Genomic DNA, 18299 nt, shown 5'->3' with positions numbered 1-18299 from the left:
GAAGTCGATGCCCGTGGCGGTCATGACTGGTGCTCTCCCTGCGATGCGTTCTGCTGGAGGACGTCGGTGTGCCCTCCCGGCGCCGGTACACGGCGCAGCTGGCCGGACAGGATCAGCTTGCCGGTGGCCTGGTCCACGTAGGCGGGCCGGAGGACCTCGAAGGCGTCACCGTCTCCTTCGACAACAACGAAGAGCTCAGTCTCGTCGGCCTGGTCGACGACGCGGACTCCCATGTCGAGAAGTGAGCCGCGGATCGACCGTCGCAAAGTGGTCGCCGACTGGTCGGGATCCAGCGCTACGAGGTCCGCTTCCACCAAGCGGGCGACGTGTTCCTCCCGCGTGCGGAACGCCTCCAGGACCGCCTGCCGCAACGCTGTGGTGAGCGCTGAACCCCCAGGCCTCTCGTCCTCAGGCAGTTCGGCGATCAACCGCTCAGCCGTCTCCTTGAATCGCAACAGAACCTCGGCGGGAGCAAGGAGTTCGTCGGGTCGATATGTGCGCAACTGCATGCGCTCCTCCCAGCCCTTCTTGTCTTTCCGGCGGAGATTCCCGGTGGGCTTCTTCTTGGCCAAAGGCGCGACCTGCTGCGGTGCGCTTTTCCTAGGAGGCTTGCTCATGTTGTCGTCCTGTGCTGATGATCCGGGCGCCTAGGCGCGTTGAGGAAGGTGGGGAGCAGATCGGCCAGCGCTCGCCGGCGTACGGTTTCCACGTCCGCGGCGGCTCTGGCTGCTGTGCACCGCGGCATGGGCGCGATCGGCGGCACCAAAGTGGCCGGCGGCTCACTAGGCAGCTCGAACACAGTGTGGTCGAGCGGGAGCGTGAAGAAGTCGGACCAGTCTTCGGCGAGTTCCGCGTTCTGGATGCGGCGCATGGCCCGGTTGAGACGGGCGGCCTCCTCACGGTCGTCGGAGTATTCCCACCGAAGGTCGCGATACCGCTGTTTCCAAATCTGGGATCGCTGCGGCAGCCCGAGTTCAAGGTACGGGTTGGACGGGTGCGGCCGGTCGTTGCGTGCGATGGCCCGACGGCGCCGGACCAGGTCCAGGTTCGCCTCGGCTTGGGGGTGTTGTCCCGCGATCTTGGACAGCGCCACGAGGGCGTTGTCCAGCTCCTCGGAGAGGAGCAGCAGGTAGGCGCGCATGTTCCACGCCTCGATCTGGTGGTGAGGCTCGCCTTCTTCGAAGGCCACGAGCTTGTCGACCTGGGCAGCCGCTTTCTTGTAGTCGCGCGCGCACATGAGGTCGTAAGCGTGTCGGAGCGCCGTGAGGGCGTGGAACGGGCTGCGCGCCGGGTTGACGGCTGCCTTCGGCTCCCACAGCGCTGTCAACAAACGCCAAAGCCCTCGGTCCGACAGGATGTCCACGTCCCAGTTTCCCGTCAGCGCACCGCCTTGGACCGTGCGGAGTCGCAGGGCGAGATCGCGCGGCAGGAGGTCGTCGAGTTCCCGCAGTCCGTCGGTCTCTCCGTCTGCGGCACGCTGCAGGAGGTCGTAAAGCGTTCCTTCCTCTGCCTCGATGTCCTGTCCGGCAAGGAACAGCTCTCGATCGACGGGCTCGGACCAGCCGAGGTCGCGAGCGGCGCCCCGCTCTACGTACTCTGGGGCAAGTCGAGCCAGCAAGTACTGCTGTTCCTTTTGTTCTTCACGGGCGCGCCATGGGCCAATTCGGCGTGTCACCGCCCCCGCAGCGATCAGATCGTCGATCACGCCCATGGGAATCCAGGGCAGGATCCGGGCGCAGACCACGGGGGGCAGAGAGGCGAGTTCGCCGCTGCGGAGGGCTTGGTACAGCGCGAAGGCACCGGATGCGTCCTCGCCCTGGGTGGGAGAGGCGTCGTGGTCCAATTCACCGTCGCTTGTCGCCATGAGGAACGCGAGCCGTCGCTGTCCAACCGGCGAGAGCCATGGCAGTCCCCCCTCGTGAACCGCGAAGAAGGTCGCCGCGGCCTCTTCGGTACCGTAGCTCTCGAGTGCGGCTCGGACCGCGGACGGCAGGTCCGGACCGGGATCACCCTCCAGACACCGAACCATCGTCTGGCGTGCGAACTCCGGGATGCCACGTTGTTCCGGTTCCGGGTCCAGGAGCTCTTTCAGGAGCTCCTTCACACGCTGCACCGCGTCCGCGCCGAACACTCCGGCCTTGCGCCACTTCCGCAGCTCGAATCCGTCGATTCCGGGTCCCTGTTCCAGGTCCGATGTCTGGAGGCGACGCGCACGACGCCGTTCACGCCAGGCATCGGCCATCTCGGCACGGGACATGGACGGGTCGAGAGCTCCGCTCCCCGGTGTTGTCTTGCTTGTCATCTGACCTCATGTACCTGCTCGCAGCTCCCGCTGCTCTGCTTCCCCACCCAGCGTCTTGCCCCGTGACCGGCGGCCCGCTAGCTGTCGGCCTCGTCATCCCCCGGCAGCACGCCGGTGATGTGCCGTGCGCCGGGTCCCCTCCACGCACCGCCCTCCCACCACGCCAGTATTACGCTGAAGGCCCGGCTCACAGCCTCGGTGATCCACGGCTCCGCCGGCGGTTCCCTGAGGACGGCGACCAGGTACTCGGCCTGGCCCGTGGGATGGACGGACGCGGCCTCCAACAAGGTCAGAGCGGCCTGCCGGATCTGGTCGTAGGTGTGCCCATCACCGCCAAGAACCTCGAACAGTGTCATACCGTCGGCGCTGAGACACCAGGCATCTACATGGTCACTGTCGCCCGCGTCAACGAAGGTCTCGTACAGGTCGGCGAGCAAACGATGACGCAAGGCCTCGTGTGCCCTGTCCCGTCGGGATGCCCGGACGCGATCGGCGACCAGTGCGTCGAGGCGCCTGACCGCAGAGGACTCTGCCTCGATTGGGGAAACCTCTTCCGAACCGGTAGCGGTCATGGGTTCCCTCTCCTGGCGGGTCGGGGGTTGGTCGGTGTGCCCGGCCACGGAACGAACGGACACATCAGTTGGTATGTCGCGCCGTGCGACGTATTCCAGCGGCTCTTCCAAGGCAGGCAGATGGGTCGACAGCTGATCGATCCAATGGGGCAGGAGACGCTCGTGCACGACCGTAAGCGACTGGGTGCATCGTGTGAGGGCGATGTACAAGTGACGCAGCCCTACGGCATCGTCACCCGCCATGGCAGCCGGTTCGACCACGATGACGTGATCGAACTCAAGCCCTTTGGCCTCACCAGCTGTGAGAACCGCCGCCGGAACGTCGTTTAGCTGCTCGAGAACCCCATCCTTCCAGTCACCGCCTTCCGGGACGATCACGGCGATCGTGCGGCCGAGGTTCTCCGCTTCCGCAGTGGCGGCGACGTCCCGGGCGACGTCGGCCGCCCTCCGTGCAGGCTCGGCTCCTGGCCTGACCACCACTTCGGTCCCAAGACGTCGCACTGAGTCGGGGATAGTGACCACGGGAGCGCAATGCCTTCCCAAGCGCCTGACGTACTCCATCACCTCCCCTGGTACACGGAATCCAGTCCGCAGCTCCGCGATCCGCCAGCCGTGCTGGCCCGCCAGCACGGACCCCAGTTCCTCCCAATCCGCATACAGATGGGGACCTGTGGCTTGGGCGAGATCGCCGAGGATGGTCATGGAGCCGCCGGGACAGTGACGTGCCAGGGAGCGGGCCTCCATCGGCGTAACGTCCTGGGCTTCGTCGATGACGAGGTGACCGTAGACGTGGGCCGGACGTCCGGAGAGCACGTAGTCCAGTTCGTCGAGGCAGATCAGGTCCTCGCGGCTCGGTTCGCGGGCGGCCCGTGGCCGGGGGACGGTTTCGTGGTGCGCGAGAAGAAGCTGCTGTTCCTCCTGCGTGAGGAGCCCCTCAGCCGCGACCGCCATGACCGAGCGGCTCCCGAATAGTCCTCCCAGTACGTCACGTGCAGACAACTCCGGGCATATTCGGCGGAGCAGCCGGGTGACGGGGCGCAGCCGTCGTATCTCAGCGAAATAGTCGGTGTCGGCAGGACCTGGCAGGAGCCCGATGTACGCATGGGTGAGGTGCTGGACGACTCGCTGGATGCACCGTTCCCTGCGGACGTGGTAAGGGCCGTCGCCATCCAGCGCCTCGAGGGCCAGGTCGGCGATCTCATCTACGGGGACGACGACCTCGCGCCTGCGGAGTTCGAACGTGAACACAGGGCCCCCGACAAGGGCGCCTAGGCGCTCCGTGGAGGTGCCGGCGTGACTGTCGACCGCTCGGCGCAGGACGCTGCTCATGCGTGCGTCCGACTTAAGAGCGGCAATCTCCCTCGGATCACGCGGGGCGGCTGTCGCCGACCACAGGGCGGGCAGCTCGAGCATGGTCACGCCACGGGTTCCGAGTTCGGAGAGTGCCACACCGACGTAGTCGAGGAATCCCCGGTTCGGGCCGATGACGAGGACTTCGTCGACAGCCCGGTGCTCGTTGTCGAGCAACCAGGTCACGCGGTGCATACCGACCGCGGTCTTGCCGGTGCCCGGTCCCCCTTGGATGACAAGCACGCCCGACGGCTCTTCAGTGACCAACCGAAGCTGTTCGCGCTGGATGGTTTCCACGATGTCGTGCATGACACCGTCACGGGCGCGGTCCAACTCGTCCAGCAGCGGGTCGCGCCACTCCGTCTCGTGGGGAGTCGCAGGTGGTTCCACGCCGTCGATCCCGACTCCGGAGGATTCGCCGGCGGGGCCCGGTACCGGTGCGCCGGTCCCCGTGTCCCTAGGCACCCCGTGATCAGCCGACAGTGCGTCGTCGCCGTACAGGTCGAAGTAGCGCTTGACTACGTTCCGGTCGCAGATGATCTGCCGGAGGAGCCTGACGTCGCCGGGGGCACTCTCGGTGGTCAGTCGCCACTTGACCGCGGCAGGCGCGGTCCAGGAGATGACGGCCGGGTTCCGGCTGGAATCGAAGACTGCTCTACGCCCGATGTAGAACGTCTCCCGGCCATAGCCCTCCTCCACGTCGGCGCGCATGAAGACCAACGCCTTGTTGCCCGGGTCGAGCGATACGAGCTCTCGCTCCCACGCCCGGTTCACGTCGATCGCGTCCTTCCCGCTGGCAGCCGCCGAGACGTCCTTGAGCACGGCAGCCTCCTGCTGCGCACGATCCAGGCAGCGGTACGCATGGTCGACTGCGGCTTGCTCGACCGCGAGCACAGCCGTACGACGTGCGCGCTTTGCCATGTTCTTCGTCGGGCTCCTTCTGGCACAGATGCGATGGGCAGGCGATGACGGCGTGATGCGGACTTGCCCTCCGCATTAACGTTGCCGTCGTTGTTGTTGTACATCAGGCGTTCCCGACGTCGACCGGTACCCCTCACCAGTCGAAACGTTCCGCGAATGAAGCAGCGGAAGCGGCCGCCCGCGAAGCGCGCCGGACTCTGCACTTCGCCCGATATGGCGCGTACTTACTTGCGGGTCACGGTGTAGGTAGCCCTTTTCGGCTCGACCCGGACGATCAGCCCATCGGCAGCCAGTTCTCGAAGAATCTGCCGAGCGCGCTTCTCCGCGGCTCGCTGATCGACCCAGTCATGACCGGCATCGCGAAGCGCTGCGACCGCACGCCGGGTGTGCCACGTTCCTCCCAGGGCCCGGATCGAGTGAGCCAGGGATTGCTGTTGCGTCGGCACTGCAATCCTCACCGCTCGTCGGTTTCGTGGGGCTTCTTCTCGTGGTTGCGCACGCTGGCCGGCGCGCCGACGTACTTGCATCCCGCGTGACAACAGCGGTGCCAGTCGCCGCTGCGCACGGCCGCGTCTGTGACGGAATGCTGCGGCCCGAAGCCGTGAGCCTGGAGGAGTTGAGGCACTGAGCTGCCGAATTTGACGGCGATCAGTGCGGCTTCGGCGGTCTTGTCGTGTCCGCGAGCGAAGAAGGAGCCGATGCCGGTCTCAGTGCCGCAGCCGCACCAGCATGTGCCGGTAGGTATGAGACGGGGGAGGTGGGGTTTCGTCACCCGTTCAAGGTAATGGTCCATATGCGGCCATCAAGGTGGTTTACCAAGATTGTCGCGGAGCCGAGGCGCCTGGCCGCTGAACTGTTACGAACGGGAGTGACAGTCTGACTACATCCGCGGACACCGTTCCCAGGTGCCTTCATTCGGACGCTGGGCCTTGACCCAAGGTGCAGAAACGTCCTTACCCATCAGCTGGTACTGCTACCGGCCAGTGCGTCCGGTATAGCGACGGCCTCACGTCGGCTCAACAGCGGCCCTGGCTTGGCCGTAGTCGCGTTCGGCACGTCTGAGTTCGGCGGTGGTGGTGTTCAGTCCGGCAATGGCGACAGCCAGCCGACCAGAGTTTAGGACTTCACGCCCAATGGTCCGGGAGCGCAGGCGGTTGATCCACGATCCGCCGCCGCTGAGGCTGACGCGGCCCGGAGTCATCGAACGCCTCCCTGGGGCCTCTATGCTCAGGTGCCACGTTGGTGATGGCGGACGTACGTCATACCGGACGGCAGTGCGTTGCTGCCGACGAGGCGGGCGAGGTCGTAGTCGTGCCGAAAGGCAGCGACTGCTTCCGAGGATGCCTCCCCGTCGATTTTCCTCAGGTGTCCGCGGACGCCGTGCTTGCGGAGCAGGTGCTCCGGGAGTTCTCTACCATTTGGTTCGTCGGGGTGAGGCCGGGGCGCCAACGGGGTCCAGCACAGCAGGTCCGCCTTCGGTTCCCCGGCGCGCGCTGGATGTCCGAGGTAGCCGATGCGGCTGCCTCTAACAGCGCCTAATCGCGGTCACCCTGCACCGTTCAGGGACCGCGCGCCGACACGGTCCGCGGCCCGTGGGCGTTCACAAAGCGCATGGGTGCCCCGCCCGCCCGCCACAAGGAGTCCTCAACCCGCCAGGACGGTCACGCCCAGCTCCGCGATGGCCACACGAACCACGAACGGTCTGATCACAGACATGCGAGCCCTCGGCGAACACGCTGCCGCCGAACTCAAACAGCGCTGGCGCCCTGCAGCACGTCACTGTCCCGAGCTGAATCGACGACAGCGCCCGCGCCGCCCTCGTCCTCAACAGAACCTAGAAATGATCACTGCTGAGAAAACATCACTGGCTAGACAGCTCCGCTAGGTGCGCGCGAGCGGCCAGGATGTGGGGATGGCCAGGTCGCAGGACCCGTTGCTGGTCTGCGAGCAGTTGCCGGAAGTCGGCGATCGCTCCGGTGACGTCACCGGATTTTGCCCGCTGCTCGGCGAGGTCCTGGCGGGTTTCCAGGGTGTCGGGGTGGTTTGGGCCGAGGATGCGAAGCTGGTGATCCAGTAGCTCACGGAATGCCGCCGTGGCGCCTGTGGTGTCTCCTGCCTGGGCCTGCCAGTAGGCGAGGTTATGTCGGACGGCCAGGGTGCTGGGGTGGTCCGGGCCGAGTATGGGTACCTGGTCGTCGAGGAGTTGCCGCAGCCCAGCCACGGCTGCGGGCGCGTCTCCCGCTCTCCCCCGCCAGTAGGCGAGATTGTGTCGGGTGGCCAGGGTGTCCGGGTGCGCGGGCCCGAGGATGTGCAGCCGGTCGACGGCGAGCGCTTCCAGTACTTCCAGGGCCGCAGTTGCGCCGTGCGCCTCCCCCTGCCAGCCCGCCAGGTCGTGTCGGGTGCTCAGAGTATGGGGGTGTTCGGCGCCGAGGATCCGCGTCTGATCGGCGAGAAGCTCTTGGAAGTCCGCCGCAGCCGCGGCCGCGTCACCGGCGAGCCCCCGCCATTCCGCCAGGTTGTGGCGGTTGGTCAGCGTGTGGGGGTGGTCGGGGCCGAGTACGCGCAGCCGGTCGCCCAGCAGTTCGGCGTAGGCGGCCACGGCACCAACCGGGTCGCCGGCCCGCCCGCGCCAGTCCGCGAGGTCGTCCCGGGCGTGCATGGTATCGGGGTGATGCGGTCCGAGCACGCGAGAATAGTCCGCGGCAACCAGTTCGAGGGCGGCAGCGGCCTCGGCGGCGGCGCCGGCCCGCCCGCGCCAATACGCGAGGTTGCGGCGGGTGTCCAAGGTGTCGAAGTGGTCTGGGCCGAGCACTCGCAGCGAGTCAGTGAGCAGCTCGGCATAGGCTTCGGCCGCACCGGCCGGGTCACCGGACTTCCCCTGCCAGTCGGCGAGGTTGTGCCGTGCGCTCAAGGTGCTGGTGTGGCCCGGGCCGAGCACCCTGACCATGTCGGCGATCACTGCGTGCGTGTCGGCCGCCGCGCCGGCGGGATCTCCGCCATGTCCCCGCCAGAACGCGAGGCTAGCGCGGGTGCCCAAGGTGTCGGGATGGTCGGGGCCGAGCACGCGTAGCCGGTCGGCAAGCAGCTCGCGCTGGCTGTCGGCGGCGCCGGCGAAATCCCCGGACTCCCCCCGCGATCTTCCGAGCGCGTACCGGGCCCGGAGCGTGCTGGGATGGTCAGGGCCGAGCATTCGTGCGGCCTGGTCCACCGCGTGCCGGAAATAGGCGACGGCGTCTGCGGCCAGGCCGGCCTCGCCGAGGCTGTCCCCGGCCCGGAAGATGATCTCGTGTACCGTGGGCTGCCACAGCTCGTCTGAGGTGCGGCGGGCCAGCGTGGCCGCGCTGGAGCGCAGTGCCTGGGCCAGGTCGATGTCGCGTTCGATCTCGGGCCAGGCGGCCAACAGAGCGTCGGCGGCGGCACGTGCCAGCGGGCCGCGGCGGGCTTTGGACAGGCTTTCGCGGGCGGCACGCTGGATGAGGCTGTGCACGCGCACCGCCCGGTGCGCAGCGACGGGGTCGAGTTCGGCCAGGCTGAGCCGGCTCAGGCAGCGCAGCGCGTCGGCTGCGTCCCCCGTATCAACCTGCCGCCCCGTTTCGGGGCTTGTGCCGCCGATGCCGCTGGTGACCCCGCTGGCGGTGCGGTACCGGGTCAGGTAGGCGCAAGTGGGCGGGCTGGTGAGTACCGTCTGGGGGATTCCGTTGGGGTCCAGCATGCTGGCCAGCTCCAGCATCGGGCGTGCCAGCCCGGCCGGGCGCAGCCGGTCGGCCTGCTCGGTGGACAGCGACCAGGTGGCGGCCAGCACGGTGCGGTGGTCGTCGGGCAGGCCGCTTTCATCCGGGGCCAGGTCGGGCAGGGTCCGGCGGCGATCGGCCAGTCGGTCCCGGTAGGTCGCGCAGTCCAGGTCCCGGTCGGTCAGGTAGGCCGCGGCCTGGGCCAGGGCCAGTGGCAGGAACCCCAGGTCCGCGGCCAGGTTCGCGATCTGGCCAGGATGGTCTGTCCGCTGATGGGCGGCGAGCTTGGCGGTCAGGTAGGCGCCGGCCTCACCAGGGGTGAACAGGCCGACGTGGATCAGTCGCCGACCCTCTCCTGTCAGCGCCGCATCGCGGCGTCGGGTGGTGACCAGCACCCGGCCGTGGCCGCGACTGCCGACCGGTGGCCACAACCCACGCAGGTCGGCGGGGTCGGCCACATCGTCCAAGACGACCAGCCACCGCCGGTCGGTGGTCTCCAGCCACGTGATGAACCGTCCCGCAGCCTGTTGCGGGTCGTCCGGATCAGCTCCCGCCACCTCGGCGCCGGCCTGAGCATACGCCGCCACCACGGCGTCGCGGCTGCCAGCGGTGACCCACGCCAGCAGATCGACCGTGCCCGCCTGCCACGCAGCACGCGCATGCGCGGCGGCCAACTGTGTCTTGCCCACCCCGCCGGTCCCGGCCAGCACGAGGCACAGCGGCGTCGTCATGTCGTCTGCCACCGCATCATCCAGCACATCGGCGACACCACGGTGCTGGAATGATTCGGCCTGGCCGGGCACTGCGCCGACCCGCCACGGCCACGATACCGACGCCCGTCCACCGACGATCACCGATGCAGCGTGACCGACAGCCACGCCGCCGTACTGGGCCAGCACCGAGGCGCCCGTGGCAACGTCCGGGCTGCCAGCAGAGGCCCCGGGCGCGGTCAGGCCTGGACCGCGCCCGGCCCGGGAGGGCCCGGCGGCGCCACGTTCCCGTGGATCACCCCCGCTGCGACCGCGCCATCAGATGCTGAGATCTTCACATCCCGCCCCGCTGCGACGGCGTGATCCCCTGCGGACACCGCCCCGGTCGGCAACGCCGCCCGGATCTCCTCGACCAGGGCCCGCAGGTCAGCCTCCACGCCCGGGTCTTCTTCCAGCAGGTCCGCCAGCCGCCCGGCCCATCGCTCCGCCTGGAAGGCACGGGTCTGCTCCAGATCCGCGTCCTGCGCTCTTGTCAGCTGCCGGCGTGTCTCCTCCAGCCGACGCTCCGTCAACTGTTCCTGCCTCGGGTCGCCACGGCCCAGCAGCCGGGCGACGTTGCGCCTGGCCGCCACCCACGCGTCGGTGGTGGCAGCAGCCACCACCGTGCTGCCGGCCAGCGACGCCAGCGCCATCAGGGCTTCCGCCAACATCTGCCGCCCCCCTCCTCCCTGCCGCCTGTCACCCAACAGTCGCACGACATACCGTCACCACGCCATGAGCTGATCGCCGGGTACGGCAAAGCCGAGCAGTTCCCGGCACCGCACCGGGCTGGCCCTGCATATCTGTCGCGCAGACAGGTTGGCCCACTCCCCTTGCCGTACCTCCGCATGGGTCGCTTCCGACAGACCGTGCGCTGCCGTGACGGCGGGGATCACAGGCGCGACTACTGCTCCACGCCCCGGGCCGTAACCATCCTTCCTCAACAAATGCCCTTGCGGCCTGCCGGTTAGGGGTTTCCGTCAGGGTGGTCGTTGATCCAGGTCAAGCCACCAAGGTCGAGGCGTCGGCGGGCGCGGGTGACGGCGACGTAGGCGAGGCGGGCGTCGGCTTCGTCGATCGGCCCGGGCAGGGGGTTGCCGTGCTCGTCGGTCTCGTCGCTGTCTTTGGGCGGGTGGAAGTCGTCGGCGATCTCTACCTGGGGCCATTCGCGGCCTTTGGCTTTGTGCGCGGTGGACACCGTCACTTGCGCGTCCTGCTCGCAGACCAGGCGGTTGACCGCGGTCAGGATGGCGTCGGTGCCGTGGTGGTCGACGAGGTCGACCAGGGGCTGCAGGTCACTGCCCGCGGGATCGTGTTCGGCGTAGTCCTGCAGCTGGCCCCAGGAGGTGAACAGCACCAGCTCGGGGTGGGAGGTGCGGCGTCCGTCTTTCAGGTCGCGTGACGCCAGCGCCAGCGCCTGCAGGGCCGCTCCTCCCCCGGCCAGCGCGACCCTGCGGCCGAGGGCAAGGAAGCGCAGGACTTGGGCCATGGCGCCGATGTTGCTGCGGCACAGCACCGCGTCCGGCTGGGTCACCTTTCCGACCTCGGTGGGGATCCCCTGGCTGCCTTCCAGGCGGATCGGGGCGTCGGCGATCGCCAGCCACCGGTTGGCCTCCAACGCCAGCAGGGGCCCGAACCGGAAGGACCGGGTCAGCGACAGGGCGGTGCCGTCGAAGCCGGTCATGACGTCCTTGGCACCGCGCCAGCCGTAGATGGCCTGCGCAGAGTCCCCGACCATGACCAGCTGGGCGTGCCCGCGCTGGCTGAGCAGGACCTGTTCCAGGACGGGGTTGGTGTCCTGGGCCTCGTCCAGGAGCACGAAGTCGGTGCGCAGTTTCGGGTCGGACAGGGCCCAGATTTTGAGGTAGTGGTCGTGTTCGAAGCGGACGGCGCCGGTGTCGGGGTGTTGCAGGTCGGCCCAGGTGGCGCGGGCGTAGGGCAGGATGCGGCGGGCGAGTTCGGCGTGCAGGTCCTCGGTGTCCAGGCCGCGTAGCGGGGGCACGTGGTGGCGGTCGATGACGGGGTCGGCGGAGTGGCAGAAGCGGGTCACGGTGCGCTGGGCCGTGGAGGTCAGCGTGGCCGGATACACGGTTCGGTCGCCGATGCGCATGGGCTTGGTGATGCCAAGCGCGTCGGCGGTGTGGCGGCCGGGAAGGCGGGGTCCGTTCAGGCGGGCTTGGTAGCGGTGGCCGATGGCGGCGTAGGCCAGGGAGTGGGCGGTCTTGCACAGCACCGTGCCGGGGAAGCGGCCGGCGGCGTCCTGGGCGATGGCCCGGTTGAACGCGACATACAGGCCGCGGCGGGAGGTGCCGACGGCGAGCTGGGTGAGGGTCGTTGTCTTTCCGGTGCCGGCTCCGGCCTGGATCACCAGGTGATCCCCGGTGGCGAAAGCATCGGCGGCCAGGACTTGTTCGTCGGTGGGCTGCAGCATCGTTGAGCATCGTCGATCTGTGAGAGCGCGGTTGGGGCGCGCAGGGGTGGTCAGGTGGTGTCGTCGTCAATGAGGAAGCCGCGCATCGGCACCGGCGGCAAACCCTCGGGATGAGCAGTCGTATGGCGGCGCAGCGCGGCCAGGTCCCGGACGATCCCCGCGTAGTGCGCTACTACCGGCTCCGCCGGCACCGCAGAACAGACAAGATCGGTAACCAGGTCCTTGGCCTGCTCGAGGAGGGCGGCCGTGCTCGTTCGCTGCCGCCGGGCGAGTTCGGCCGTGACGGCCGCCGCAGTGCAGGGCTCCTTGTGGTGATGGATGGCGGCCGCAGCGAGGAAGACCTCCCGGCAGGCCAGGCTGCTGAAGTGCGCCGGGTGCAGGACCGCCATCAAGTACGGGGCGAGCTGCGGGTGACGGAGCAACGTGGCCAGGATCACGCGTTCGGCATGTTCGTCACGCAGGGCTGGCCCGGGCGGGGGCTGGTCAGGGTCCGGAGTACCGATCAAGGTCTTGGACACCAGGGGCCTCCGAAACGGCCAGGACAGGGGCAGCGAAACTGCCGCAGCGAGAGCTGCGGGCGGGGCGTGGTCCCAGCGGCCGCCGGGCCCACGCGGGCGGGCAGCCGAGCGGAACGGTCACTCGAGGGCAGCAGGCTCACCCCAGACCACGGCCCGAGGCAGGCGACGGGCCGGGAAGCCGGTCGCGGATGTACAGGCGGTGCCGGACCGGGTCAAAGGGCTCCCAGGCAATCAGAGCGCTGTCCGCAGCACCGCGAACAGTGACGTGAGCGGTACAGCGCTGGGCGCGCCAGCGCAGCTGTTCGGCGTACGGCAAGCCCGTGAGGTCGTACAGGGCCATCACTTCCGGGTCGGCCGGCAGGTGCCCGTCGCCAGGGCGAAGCAGCGGATCGACGAGCTCAAGCCGCCACGTACCGGGCACGGCCTCGGGGTCCAGGACCGGCAGGGAGCAACGACGCCTGGCGCGGGTCCGGGCTACACACTGGACGTCCTCGACAGGACCAGGGGCGAGATAGCGCGCGCCGATGATGCGCACGACCGGCCGGACAGGCAGATCCGGCGCGGCCTGGGCCGGCTGCTCGGGCCGAGGCGTGAAGAGGCCGGCATCTTGCAGGCGGCGGGAGTTCAGCGCGAGGGCTCGGCACATCTCCTCCAGAAGCGGGCTGCGGTTGCCCGCCGGACCGGCCGGACACAGCGCGTGGTGCCGGATGCGGCACCACGCGCTCCCGTCATGGGAGGCATGAGCGACACCGGAAGAGACATGCCAGCGCTCCCCCGGCGGCACCGACCCGGCGGGCAGCTCTACCGGATGCAGCGGAACAGCAGTACTGCCCGGGCGCTGGTACCACTCAATAGGGTTCCCGCAGAAATCACACCGGCCGCCCTGCGCAGTACACAGCAGCCGGCTCGGACTGTCGTCGGCGATGCGCAGCGCCCGGCGCGGCCGGTAATTCTTGCGGCTGCCGTCCCAGGCGAAACCATCGTCAGCGAAGGAGTTGTTCGTAGAGCGCATGACGGCAGACGGTGATGGCAGACCCGCCACAACATGGACGACCAAGCCGAGGAAGTCACCCTCCCGACCCCTTCAAGTCGAACAAGGGTTCGCTGAATAGCTCATGCATTCCATCGGGCCCCTCGAAACGGTCGATGCACACAAGGGTGCCGTGCACCCCGCCCCCTTCGACCGCAAGACGCGACTGACCGCCCGTCCAGCCGGCGCACTCAACACCCGTCGCTCATGCGGTCGTCTGCGACAGGGTCCGCCGAAACGCCGCATCGCCCTATGCCTGCTCCAGGACGATCTCCGCCGCACGGGGCTCATCGCCGAACCTGACGCCCTGGAGGCATCGATTGAGGCGGCACTTGCCAACAGAACGACCGTAACCAGCGCCGCAACGGCGCGTCCGCCAGGACGAGCGTGCGGAGAAGGCGGCCGTACCTGCAACTCACCTGGCCCGCAGGAGGCTTAGTGGTCGGCTCCGGAAGTCCTTCGGGGGTTGACTCCGAGATTGGTCGGGTGCCTGGTGTCCAGCCAGATGTCCGGGGTGGCGAGCTGGAGGCCGCAGGCACAGTCCAGGGCGTCCTCGGGGGTGCCGGCGAAGGTGCCGGTGGGCAGGAGGGTGTCCTCGTACTTGTCGGTGCTGGCGAGGTAAAGGGCGAGGTCCCAGGTGGTGGCGGATCGGCCGTAGCGCAGGCGCGTCAGTTTGATGCCGCCGCCGACGGCGAGTTCGCCGTCCATATGTTCCTCAGATCCTTGTTCCGATGCTGCGCGCGTTTTCGCCGTCGTATCCGTTGACACCGGTCAGCCGGAGACCTAGGTTGCGCCATACCGACCGGTTGGTACCCCGAGTGTCCCGCCCATGTCTCTGTATCCCTGGAAGGACTGGCACATGAAGGCAGCACGATTCGCGTGGCGGCGACTTGAGCCTCTCCATGGCATGGTCTACTTCGTTCCCGAGGCCAGGAACCGGTACACAGAACTGGGACTCCAGGGCAGGGCAGGATATTTCGCCTCCCGTGGTGCGGCTCTCGGCCGCGCCTCGGCGGAGCTGGTCATCGCGACCTTCTACAACTTCTGCCCGGATGTCGTACGGGGGGCGCTACCGGCCGCCTGGGACGCGGTCACCCCCGAGCAGATGTTGGCCGCCCGGCTCGCCGGCGCGGGCGAGGCCTTGCGCCGGGCCAAGATCCATGAGCTTCCGGGACTGGACGAAATCATCGGCCTTGCGCGGCGGGCAGCCGAGGCGGCGTGCGAACACCCGCAGGGACGCCCGCTGTTCGCCGCTCATGCCGCCCTGCCCTGGCCGGACGAGCCGATCCTGCAGTTGTGGCACGCCCAGACGCTGTTGCGGGAGTTCCGTGGCGACGGCCATATAGCGGCGCTACTCACCGAGGGTGTCGGGCCCCTGGAGGCCCTGGTGCTGCACGGTGCCAGCGGCCTGGTTCCCGCCGCCGCGCTCAAGCTCAGCCGCGCCTGGCCGGAGGAGCAGTGGGCCGCCACCGAGGAACGCCTACACGAGCGTGGTCTCCTCGACGGGGATGTCCTCAGCATCGAAGGCAGTGCCCTGCGTCAGCACATCGAGAACCGCACCGATGCCCTGGCCCTGCCCGCCTACGGCGTCCTGGGCGAAGAGGGCTGTGAGCGTCTGGCCGAACTCGCCGACACTTTCGGCCGTGCCGTCACCGACGCTGGCCTTCTCGACCGCTCCGGCTTTCTGGCTGCGCTGCGCGCTTCCGCCTGAGCAACACCGCCGTTCGCCCAAGTCCTCCCTCGCCCAGAAGCTCACGGCACGTGCCCGCACGGCCTGGACTCAGCCGGTCGCCGTGCACGTCCGCCACCGAGGCCAGTCCGCCTATGTGGACGGCAAACTGGCCTACGGCGACAGCATCGAACTGATGCGCCTGCGCCACAGCCGATCCGCCACCACCTGGGGCTTCGCCCTCTACCTCGCCAACACCGACAAGTACGAGGACACCCTCCTGACCACCAGCAGCTTCGCCGACACCGCCGAAGGTGCCCTGGACTACGCTTGCGGCCTCTACCTCGCCACCCCGGACATCTGACCAAACCCCGGACACGACACCGGCTTTGGAGTCAACCCCCGAAGGACTTCCGGCGCCGACCACTTAGCGTCCCTGCCCAGGCACGACGGGCAACCCGTTGTGCAGACCTCAGCCGAGATTCACTCGCCGCGGTCTATGCCGATCTCGTACGCGATCTCCCAGCGGACGTCAGGCACCACAAGGTCGGCCGTCTCCACAGGCCGACCGTCGCCGTCGTAGTACGTGCGCCCGATCCGCATCAGCAGGTCTCCGACGCTAATCCCCAGCAGGTTGGCCGCTTCCTGCGTAGCCCGCCCCGGCCCCGGCACCTCGACGGCGGTGTCGACGGCGACGCCGATGGTCCGCATCCGCTCCACAACTCCCGCGCCGGCAAGGGGACCCATCTCCGGCTGCACAATGGGCGTGCCGTCCGTGATGGCCGTCGGCTCCCACGACGTCGACAGTTGCACCGGCCGGCCGTCAGCCATGAACTCGTCCGTCGTGCGCACGCAGTGATCCCCGGGCTGAATGGCGAGGCGCTGCGCGACGTCCTCTGGAGCGGCCGCACCAGCCACAGCAGGTTTCTCCTCAGCACCCCCGCCGTATGGCCACCCTCCGCTGGCATGGCGCCGAAAGGCATACGTAGGTCGTGCCGAAACGGCCGCAACTGGAAACGGTGTCGTGCGCCAGCCGACCAGTTCCAGCACCGCCCCCGGCCTGGTGGTACGCATGCTGGAAGACCTCGAGATCGAAGACTGCATGCGGGTGCTGGAAATCGGCACCGGCACCGGCTACTCCACCGCGCTGCTCTGCCACCGCCTCGGCGACCACCTGGTCACCTCCATCGAAATCGACCCGCAGGTGGCGGCCGCGGCCGCCACCACGCTCGCCACCCTCGGTCATGTCCCCGACCTGATCACCGGCGACGGTCTGGCCGGACACAAGAACGGCGCCCCCTACGACCGGATCATCGCCACCTGCAGCGTGCTGGCCATCCCCGAGCAGTGGATCGCCCAGACCCGCCCCGGCGGCCAGATCCTGGCCACCCTGTCCGGCTGGATGCACTCCAGCGAACTGGCGCGCCTGACCGTCCACGACGACGGCACCGCAACCGGACAACCCCTGGGCGGGCAGGTCTCCTTCATGCTCGCCCGCCCCCGCCAGCCCCCACCCCTGGGGATGCTCCCCGATCTCGACGCCGGCACCGAACGCGACACCATCACCGGCCCCGACGCCTTGGACGACTGGGCGGCCCGGTTCGTCGCCCAGACCGCGGCACCCGCCGCGCAACGCCTCGATCTCGGCAACCTAGGCCAGCTGTTCCTCGACACCGCCACCGGAACCTGGGCCCTGCTCCGCCGCGACCAGCACGGATGGCGGGTCCGCCAAGGCGGCCCCGACCGCATCTGGGACGCCGTCGAAGACCGCCTCGCACGCTGGCGCCACGACGGCTCGCCCACCCTGGACCAGTTCCGCATCACCATCACACCCGACGGACACCACGACATCTCCTGGCCCGGCAACCGGTGACCTGACAGAGGGCGGCCCGGTTCCGCCGCGCACGTGAGGGCGCACCTGGTAGGGCGGGGGGCTGGGCGCACCGTACTCATGGCGCATCGGCTGCCGGACCCGGGAGCACGTCCGGCGCACCGCCACGCGCCAGGACCTGGCAAGGGACGCGTCCGAAGCCGGACAAGGACGGGTTGGGGGTGTCCTTGGCATCCGCCTCCCGGCGCAGGCCCCCTCCACGGTGACAGCGCCATCGGCGCGCATCGCGGTCGGGCTCTACGGCTCGGACGGGGCACCCCTGGTGGCCGGTCAGGTGGTGGCAGGGATGACGGGGCGGCAGATGACATCGGGGCGTACACCACGCGGGAGGTCGGCATAGTGCCAGGCAGTGCGGTAGGCGTCGGCCAGGAGTTCGGTGCTGCGCCGGATCGCGTCGGTGACGGTGTGTCCGCCAGCGAGCAGTACGGCCAGGTGGTCGTGGAGGTCGTCATCGACGGGGATGGTGAGCCATCCGCCCGGTGGCGCAGCGCCTAGCAATGGGCATGGCTGGCGTGGCTCGTCCTGGCGCGCGCCGGACTGCGCGGTGGCGGCGAGGTCGCGGCGCACGGTGTCCTTGCTGATGCCGAGGTGTGCGCCAATGGCGCGGGCGCTCATCCCTTGGTCGGCGAGATGGCGCACAGTGGCGCGGCGCTGAGACAGCGATGGTTTCGCGGTCTGGGTCACGGTTGCCTCCCGGTAGTCGGTTTCTGTTGCTGTCGAATCCTTGCGGCTGGTGCGGTGAGGGAAGGCCAGCGCGGGCGGCGGTGCCGCGCTGCCGCAGGGCGTCCAGGCGGGCTTGGATGCGGGATTGGGTGTAGCGGTCGAGGGCGTCGGTGAGGTGGTCCCATTCCCGGCCGTCATCGCCGGTGGGGCGGGGGCCGAGGACGTCCGGGCCGGCGTGGTCGCGGCGCCGCCGGTAGTCCGCGATGGCCGTGATGAGACGGGTGTAGGCGTGCTGTTCGCCGGCGTGGTCACGGTCGGGGGCGGTGATGTTCTCGATCCAGGGTTCCGGAGCGGGCCCGCCGGTGAGAGCGGCGGTCAGAGCACGACGCGCCAACACGGCCGCCTGGACAGCCTGGAAGGCCTGGGCGGCATGGGCGGCGCGAGGGGGGTAGGGGGCGGTCAGGCCGTCACC

At 68.9% G+C, this 18299-nt stretch carries 14 protein-coding genes and 2 pseudogenes; 4 read left to right on the top strand and 12 right to left on the bottom strand.

Going from position 1 to position 18299, the window contains the following annotated elements; genetic code table 11:
• Positions 1-20: 20 nt before the first annotated feature.
• The 10 genes from PV341_RS12190 to PV341_RS12145 form a co-directional block, all read right to left on the bottom strand.
• Positions 21-617, bottom strand: coding sequence for a hypothetical protein (locus PV341_RS12190; protein WP_500357688.1), 597 nt, complete (start codon positions 615-617; stop codon positions 21-23).
• The gene (locus PV341_RS12185; protein ID WP_500357686.1) at positions 614-2257 is read right to left on the bottom strand and encodes a hypothetical protein; all 1644 of its coding nucleotides are present in this window, start codon (positions 2255-2257) and stop codon (positions 614-616) included. Before PV341_RS12185 ends, PV341_RS12190 begins: the two co-directional genes overlap by 4 nt.
• A 122-nt stretch (positions 2258-2379) precedes the next feature.
• Positions 2380-5145 (bottom strand): HelD family protein, encoded by a 2766-nt coding sequence (locus PV341_RS12180; RefSeq protein WP_500357684.1) that lies wholly within the window; start codon positions 5143-5145, stop codon positions 2380-2382.
• Between the two features lie 454 nt (positions 5146-5599).
• Positions 5600-5917 (bottom strand): hypothetical protein, encoded by a 318-nt coding sequence (locus PV341_RS12175; protein WP_500357682.1) that lies wholly within the window; start codon positions 5915-5917, stop codon positions 5600-5602.
• A 1089-nt stretch (positions 5918-7006) separates the two neighbouring features.
• Entirely contained in the window at positions 7007-9775 is a 2769-nt protein-coding gene (locus tag PV341_RS12170; protein WP_500357680.1) for a tetratricopeptide repeat protein, read from the bottom strand.
• Positions 9776-9825: 50 nt separating this feature from the next.
• The gene (locus tag PV341_RS12165) at positions 9826-10296 is read right to left on the bottom strand and encodes a hypothetical protein (RefSeq protein ID WP_500357678.1); all 471 of its coding nucleotides are present in this window, start codon (positions 10294-10296) and stop codon (positions 9826-9828) included.
• 296 nt (positions 10297-10592) lie between these two features.
• On the bottom strand, positions 10593-12053 hold the full coding sequence (locus PV341_RS12160; RefSeq protein WP_500357714.1) for a UvrD-helicase domain-containing protein: 1461 nt from the start codon (positions 12051-12053) through the stop codon (positions 10593-10595).
• A 53-nt stretch (positions 12054-12106) separates the two neighbouring features.
• A complete protein-coding gene (locus tag PV341_RS12155) occupies positions 12107-12574 on the bottom strand; it encodes a DnaB-like helicase N-terminal domain-containing protein (protein WP_500357676.1) in 468 nt (155 codons plus the stop codon).
• Positions 12575-12710: 136 nt separating this feature from the next.
• The gene (locus PV341_RS12150; protein WP_500357674.1) at positions 12711-13586 is read right to left on the bottom strand and encodes a DUF6083 domain-containing protein; all 876 of its coding nucleotides are present in this window, start codon (positions 13584-13586) and stop codon (positions 12711-12713) included.
• Positions 13587-14039: 453 nt separating this feature from the next.
• Positions 14040-14312: a hypothetical protein gene (locus PV341_RS12145; RefSeq protein ID WP_500357672.1), complete on the bottom strand. Its 273-nt coding sequence runs from the start codon at positions 14310-14312 to the stop codon at positions 14040-14042.
• A gap of 151 nt (positions 14313-14463) precedes the next feature.
• Between PV341_RS12145 and PV341_RS12140 the strand changes: the two genes are divergently transcribed.
• Complete coding sequence (locus tag PV341_RS12140; RefSeq protein WP_500329737.1) at positions 14464-15315, top strand: SCO6745 family protein; 852 nt, start codon at positions 14464-14466, stop codon at positions 15313-15315.
• Complete coding sequence (locus tag PV341_RS12135) at positions 15248-15637, top strand: hypothetical protein (RefSeq protein ID WP_500357716.1); 390 nt, start codon at positions 15248-15250, stop codon at positions 15635-15637. Before PV341_RS12140 ends, PV341_RS12135 begins: the two co-directional genes overlap by 68 nt.
• 119 nt (positions 15638-15756) lie before the next feature.
• Here the strand turns inward: PV341_RS12135 and PV341_RS12130 are convergent.
• Positions 15757-16182: pseudogene (locus PV341_RS12130) on the bottom strand (UTRA domain-containing protein); the annotation flags it as partial.
• Between PV341_RS12130 and PV341_RS12125 the strand changes: the two are divergent.
• Positions 16145-17146 carry a methyltransferase domain-containing protein gene (locus PV341_RS12125; protein WP_500357670.1) on the top strand — a complete coding sequence of 334 codons (1002 nt, stop codon included), beginning with the start codon at positions 16145-16147 and terminating at the stop codon, positions 17144-17146. The pseudogene PV341_RS12130 and the gene PV341_RS12125 sit on opposite strands and share 38 nt — an antisense overlap.
• A gap of 288 nt (positions 17147-17434) precedes the next feature.
• On the opposite strand, the gene PV341_RS12120 is transcribed toward PV341_RS12125, so the two are convergent.
• Positions 17435-17848, bottom strand: coding sequence for a helix-turn-helix domain-containing protein (locus tag PV341_RS12120; RefSeq protein WP_500357668.1), 414 nt, complete (start codon positions 17846-17848; stop codon positions 17435-17437).
• Positions 17849-17972: 124 nt separating this feature from the next.
• Between PV341_RS12120 and PV341_RS12115 the strand changes: the two are divergent.
• Positions 17973-18299: pseudogene (locus tag PV341_RS12115) on the top strand (hypothetical protein); the annotation flags it as partial.

The organism is Streptomyces sp. PA03-1a (assembly GCF_033792805.1).
Taxonomy (GTDB): Bacteria; Actinomycetota; Actinomycetes; order Streptomycetales; family Streptomycetaceae; genus Actinacidiphila.
The sequence above is the reverse complement of the archived record's forward strand: the minus strand, read 5'-3'. Positions and strand labels throughout refer to the sequence as shown.

Excerpts from the sequence above, each read along its gene's own strand:
- PV341_RS12150 (WP_500357674.1), bottom strand. The coding sequence starts at position 13,586 with ATGCGCTCTACGAACAACTCCTTCGCTGACGATGGTTTCGCCTGGGAC.
- PV341_RS12185 (WP_500357686.1), bottom strand. The coding sequence starts at position 2,257 with ATGTCCCGTGCCGAGATGGCCGATGCCTGGCGTGAACGGCGTCGTGCG.
- PV341_RS12180 (WP_500357684.1), bottom strand. The coding sequence starts at position 5,145 with ATGGCAAAGCGCGCACGTCGTACGGCTGTGCTCGCGGTCGAGCAAGCC.
- PV341_RS12190 (WP_500357688.1), bottom strand. The coding sequence starts at position 617 with ATGAGCAAGCCTCCTAGGAAAAGCGCACCGCAGCAGGTCGCGCCTTTG.
- PV341_RS12165 (WP_500357678.1), bottom strand. The coding sequence starts at position 10,296 with ATGTTGGCGGAAGCCCTGATGGCGCTGGCGTCGCTGGCCGGCAGCACG.
- PV341_RS12140 (WP_500329737.1), top strand. The coding sequence starts at position 14,464 with ATGAAGGCAGCACGATTCGCGTGGCGGCGACTTGAGCCTCTCCATGGC.
- PV341_RS12145 (WP_500357672.1), bottom strand. The coding sequence starts at position 14,312 with ATGGACGGCGAACTCGCCGTCGGCGGCGGCATCAAACTGACGCGCCTG.
- PV341_RS12125 (WP_500357670.1), top strand. The coding sequence starts at position 16,145 with ATGGCGAGGCGCTGCGCGACGTCCTCTGGAGCGGCCGCACCAGCCACA.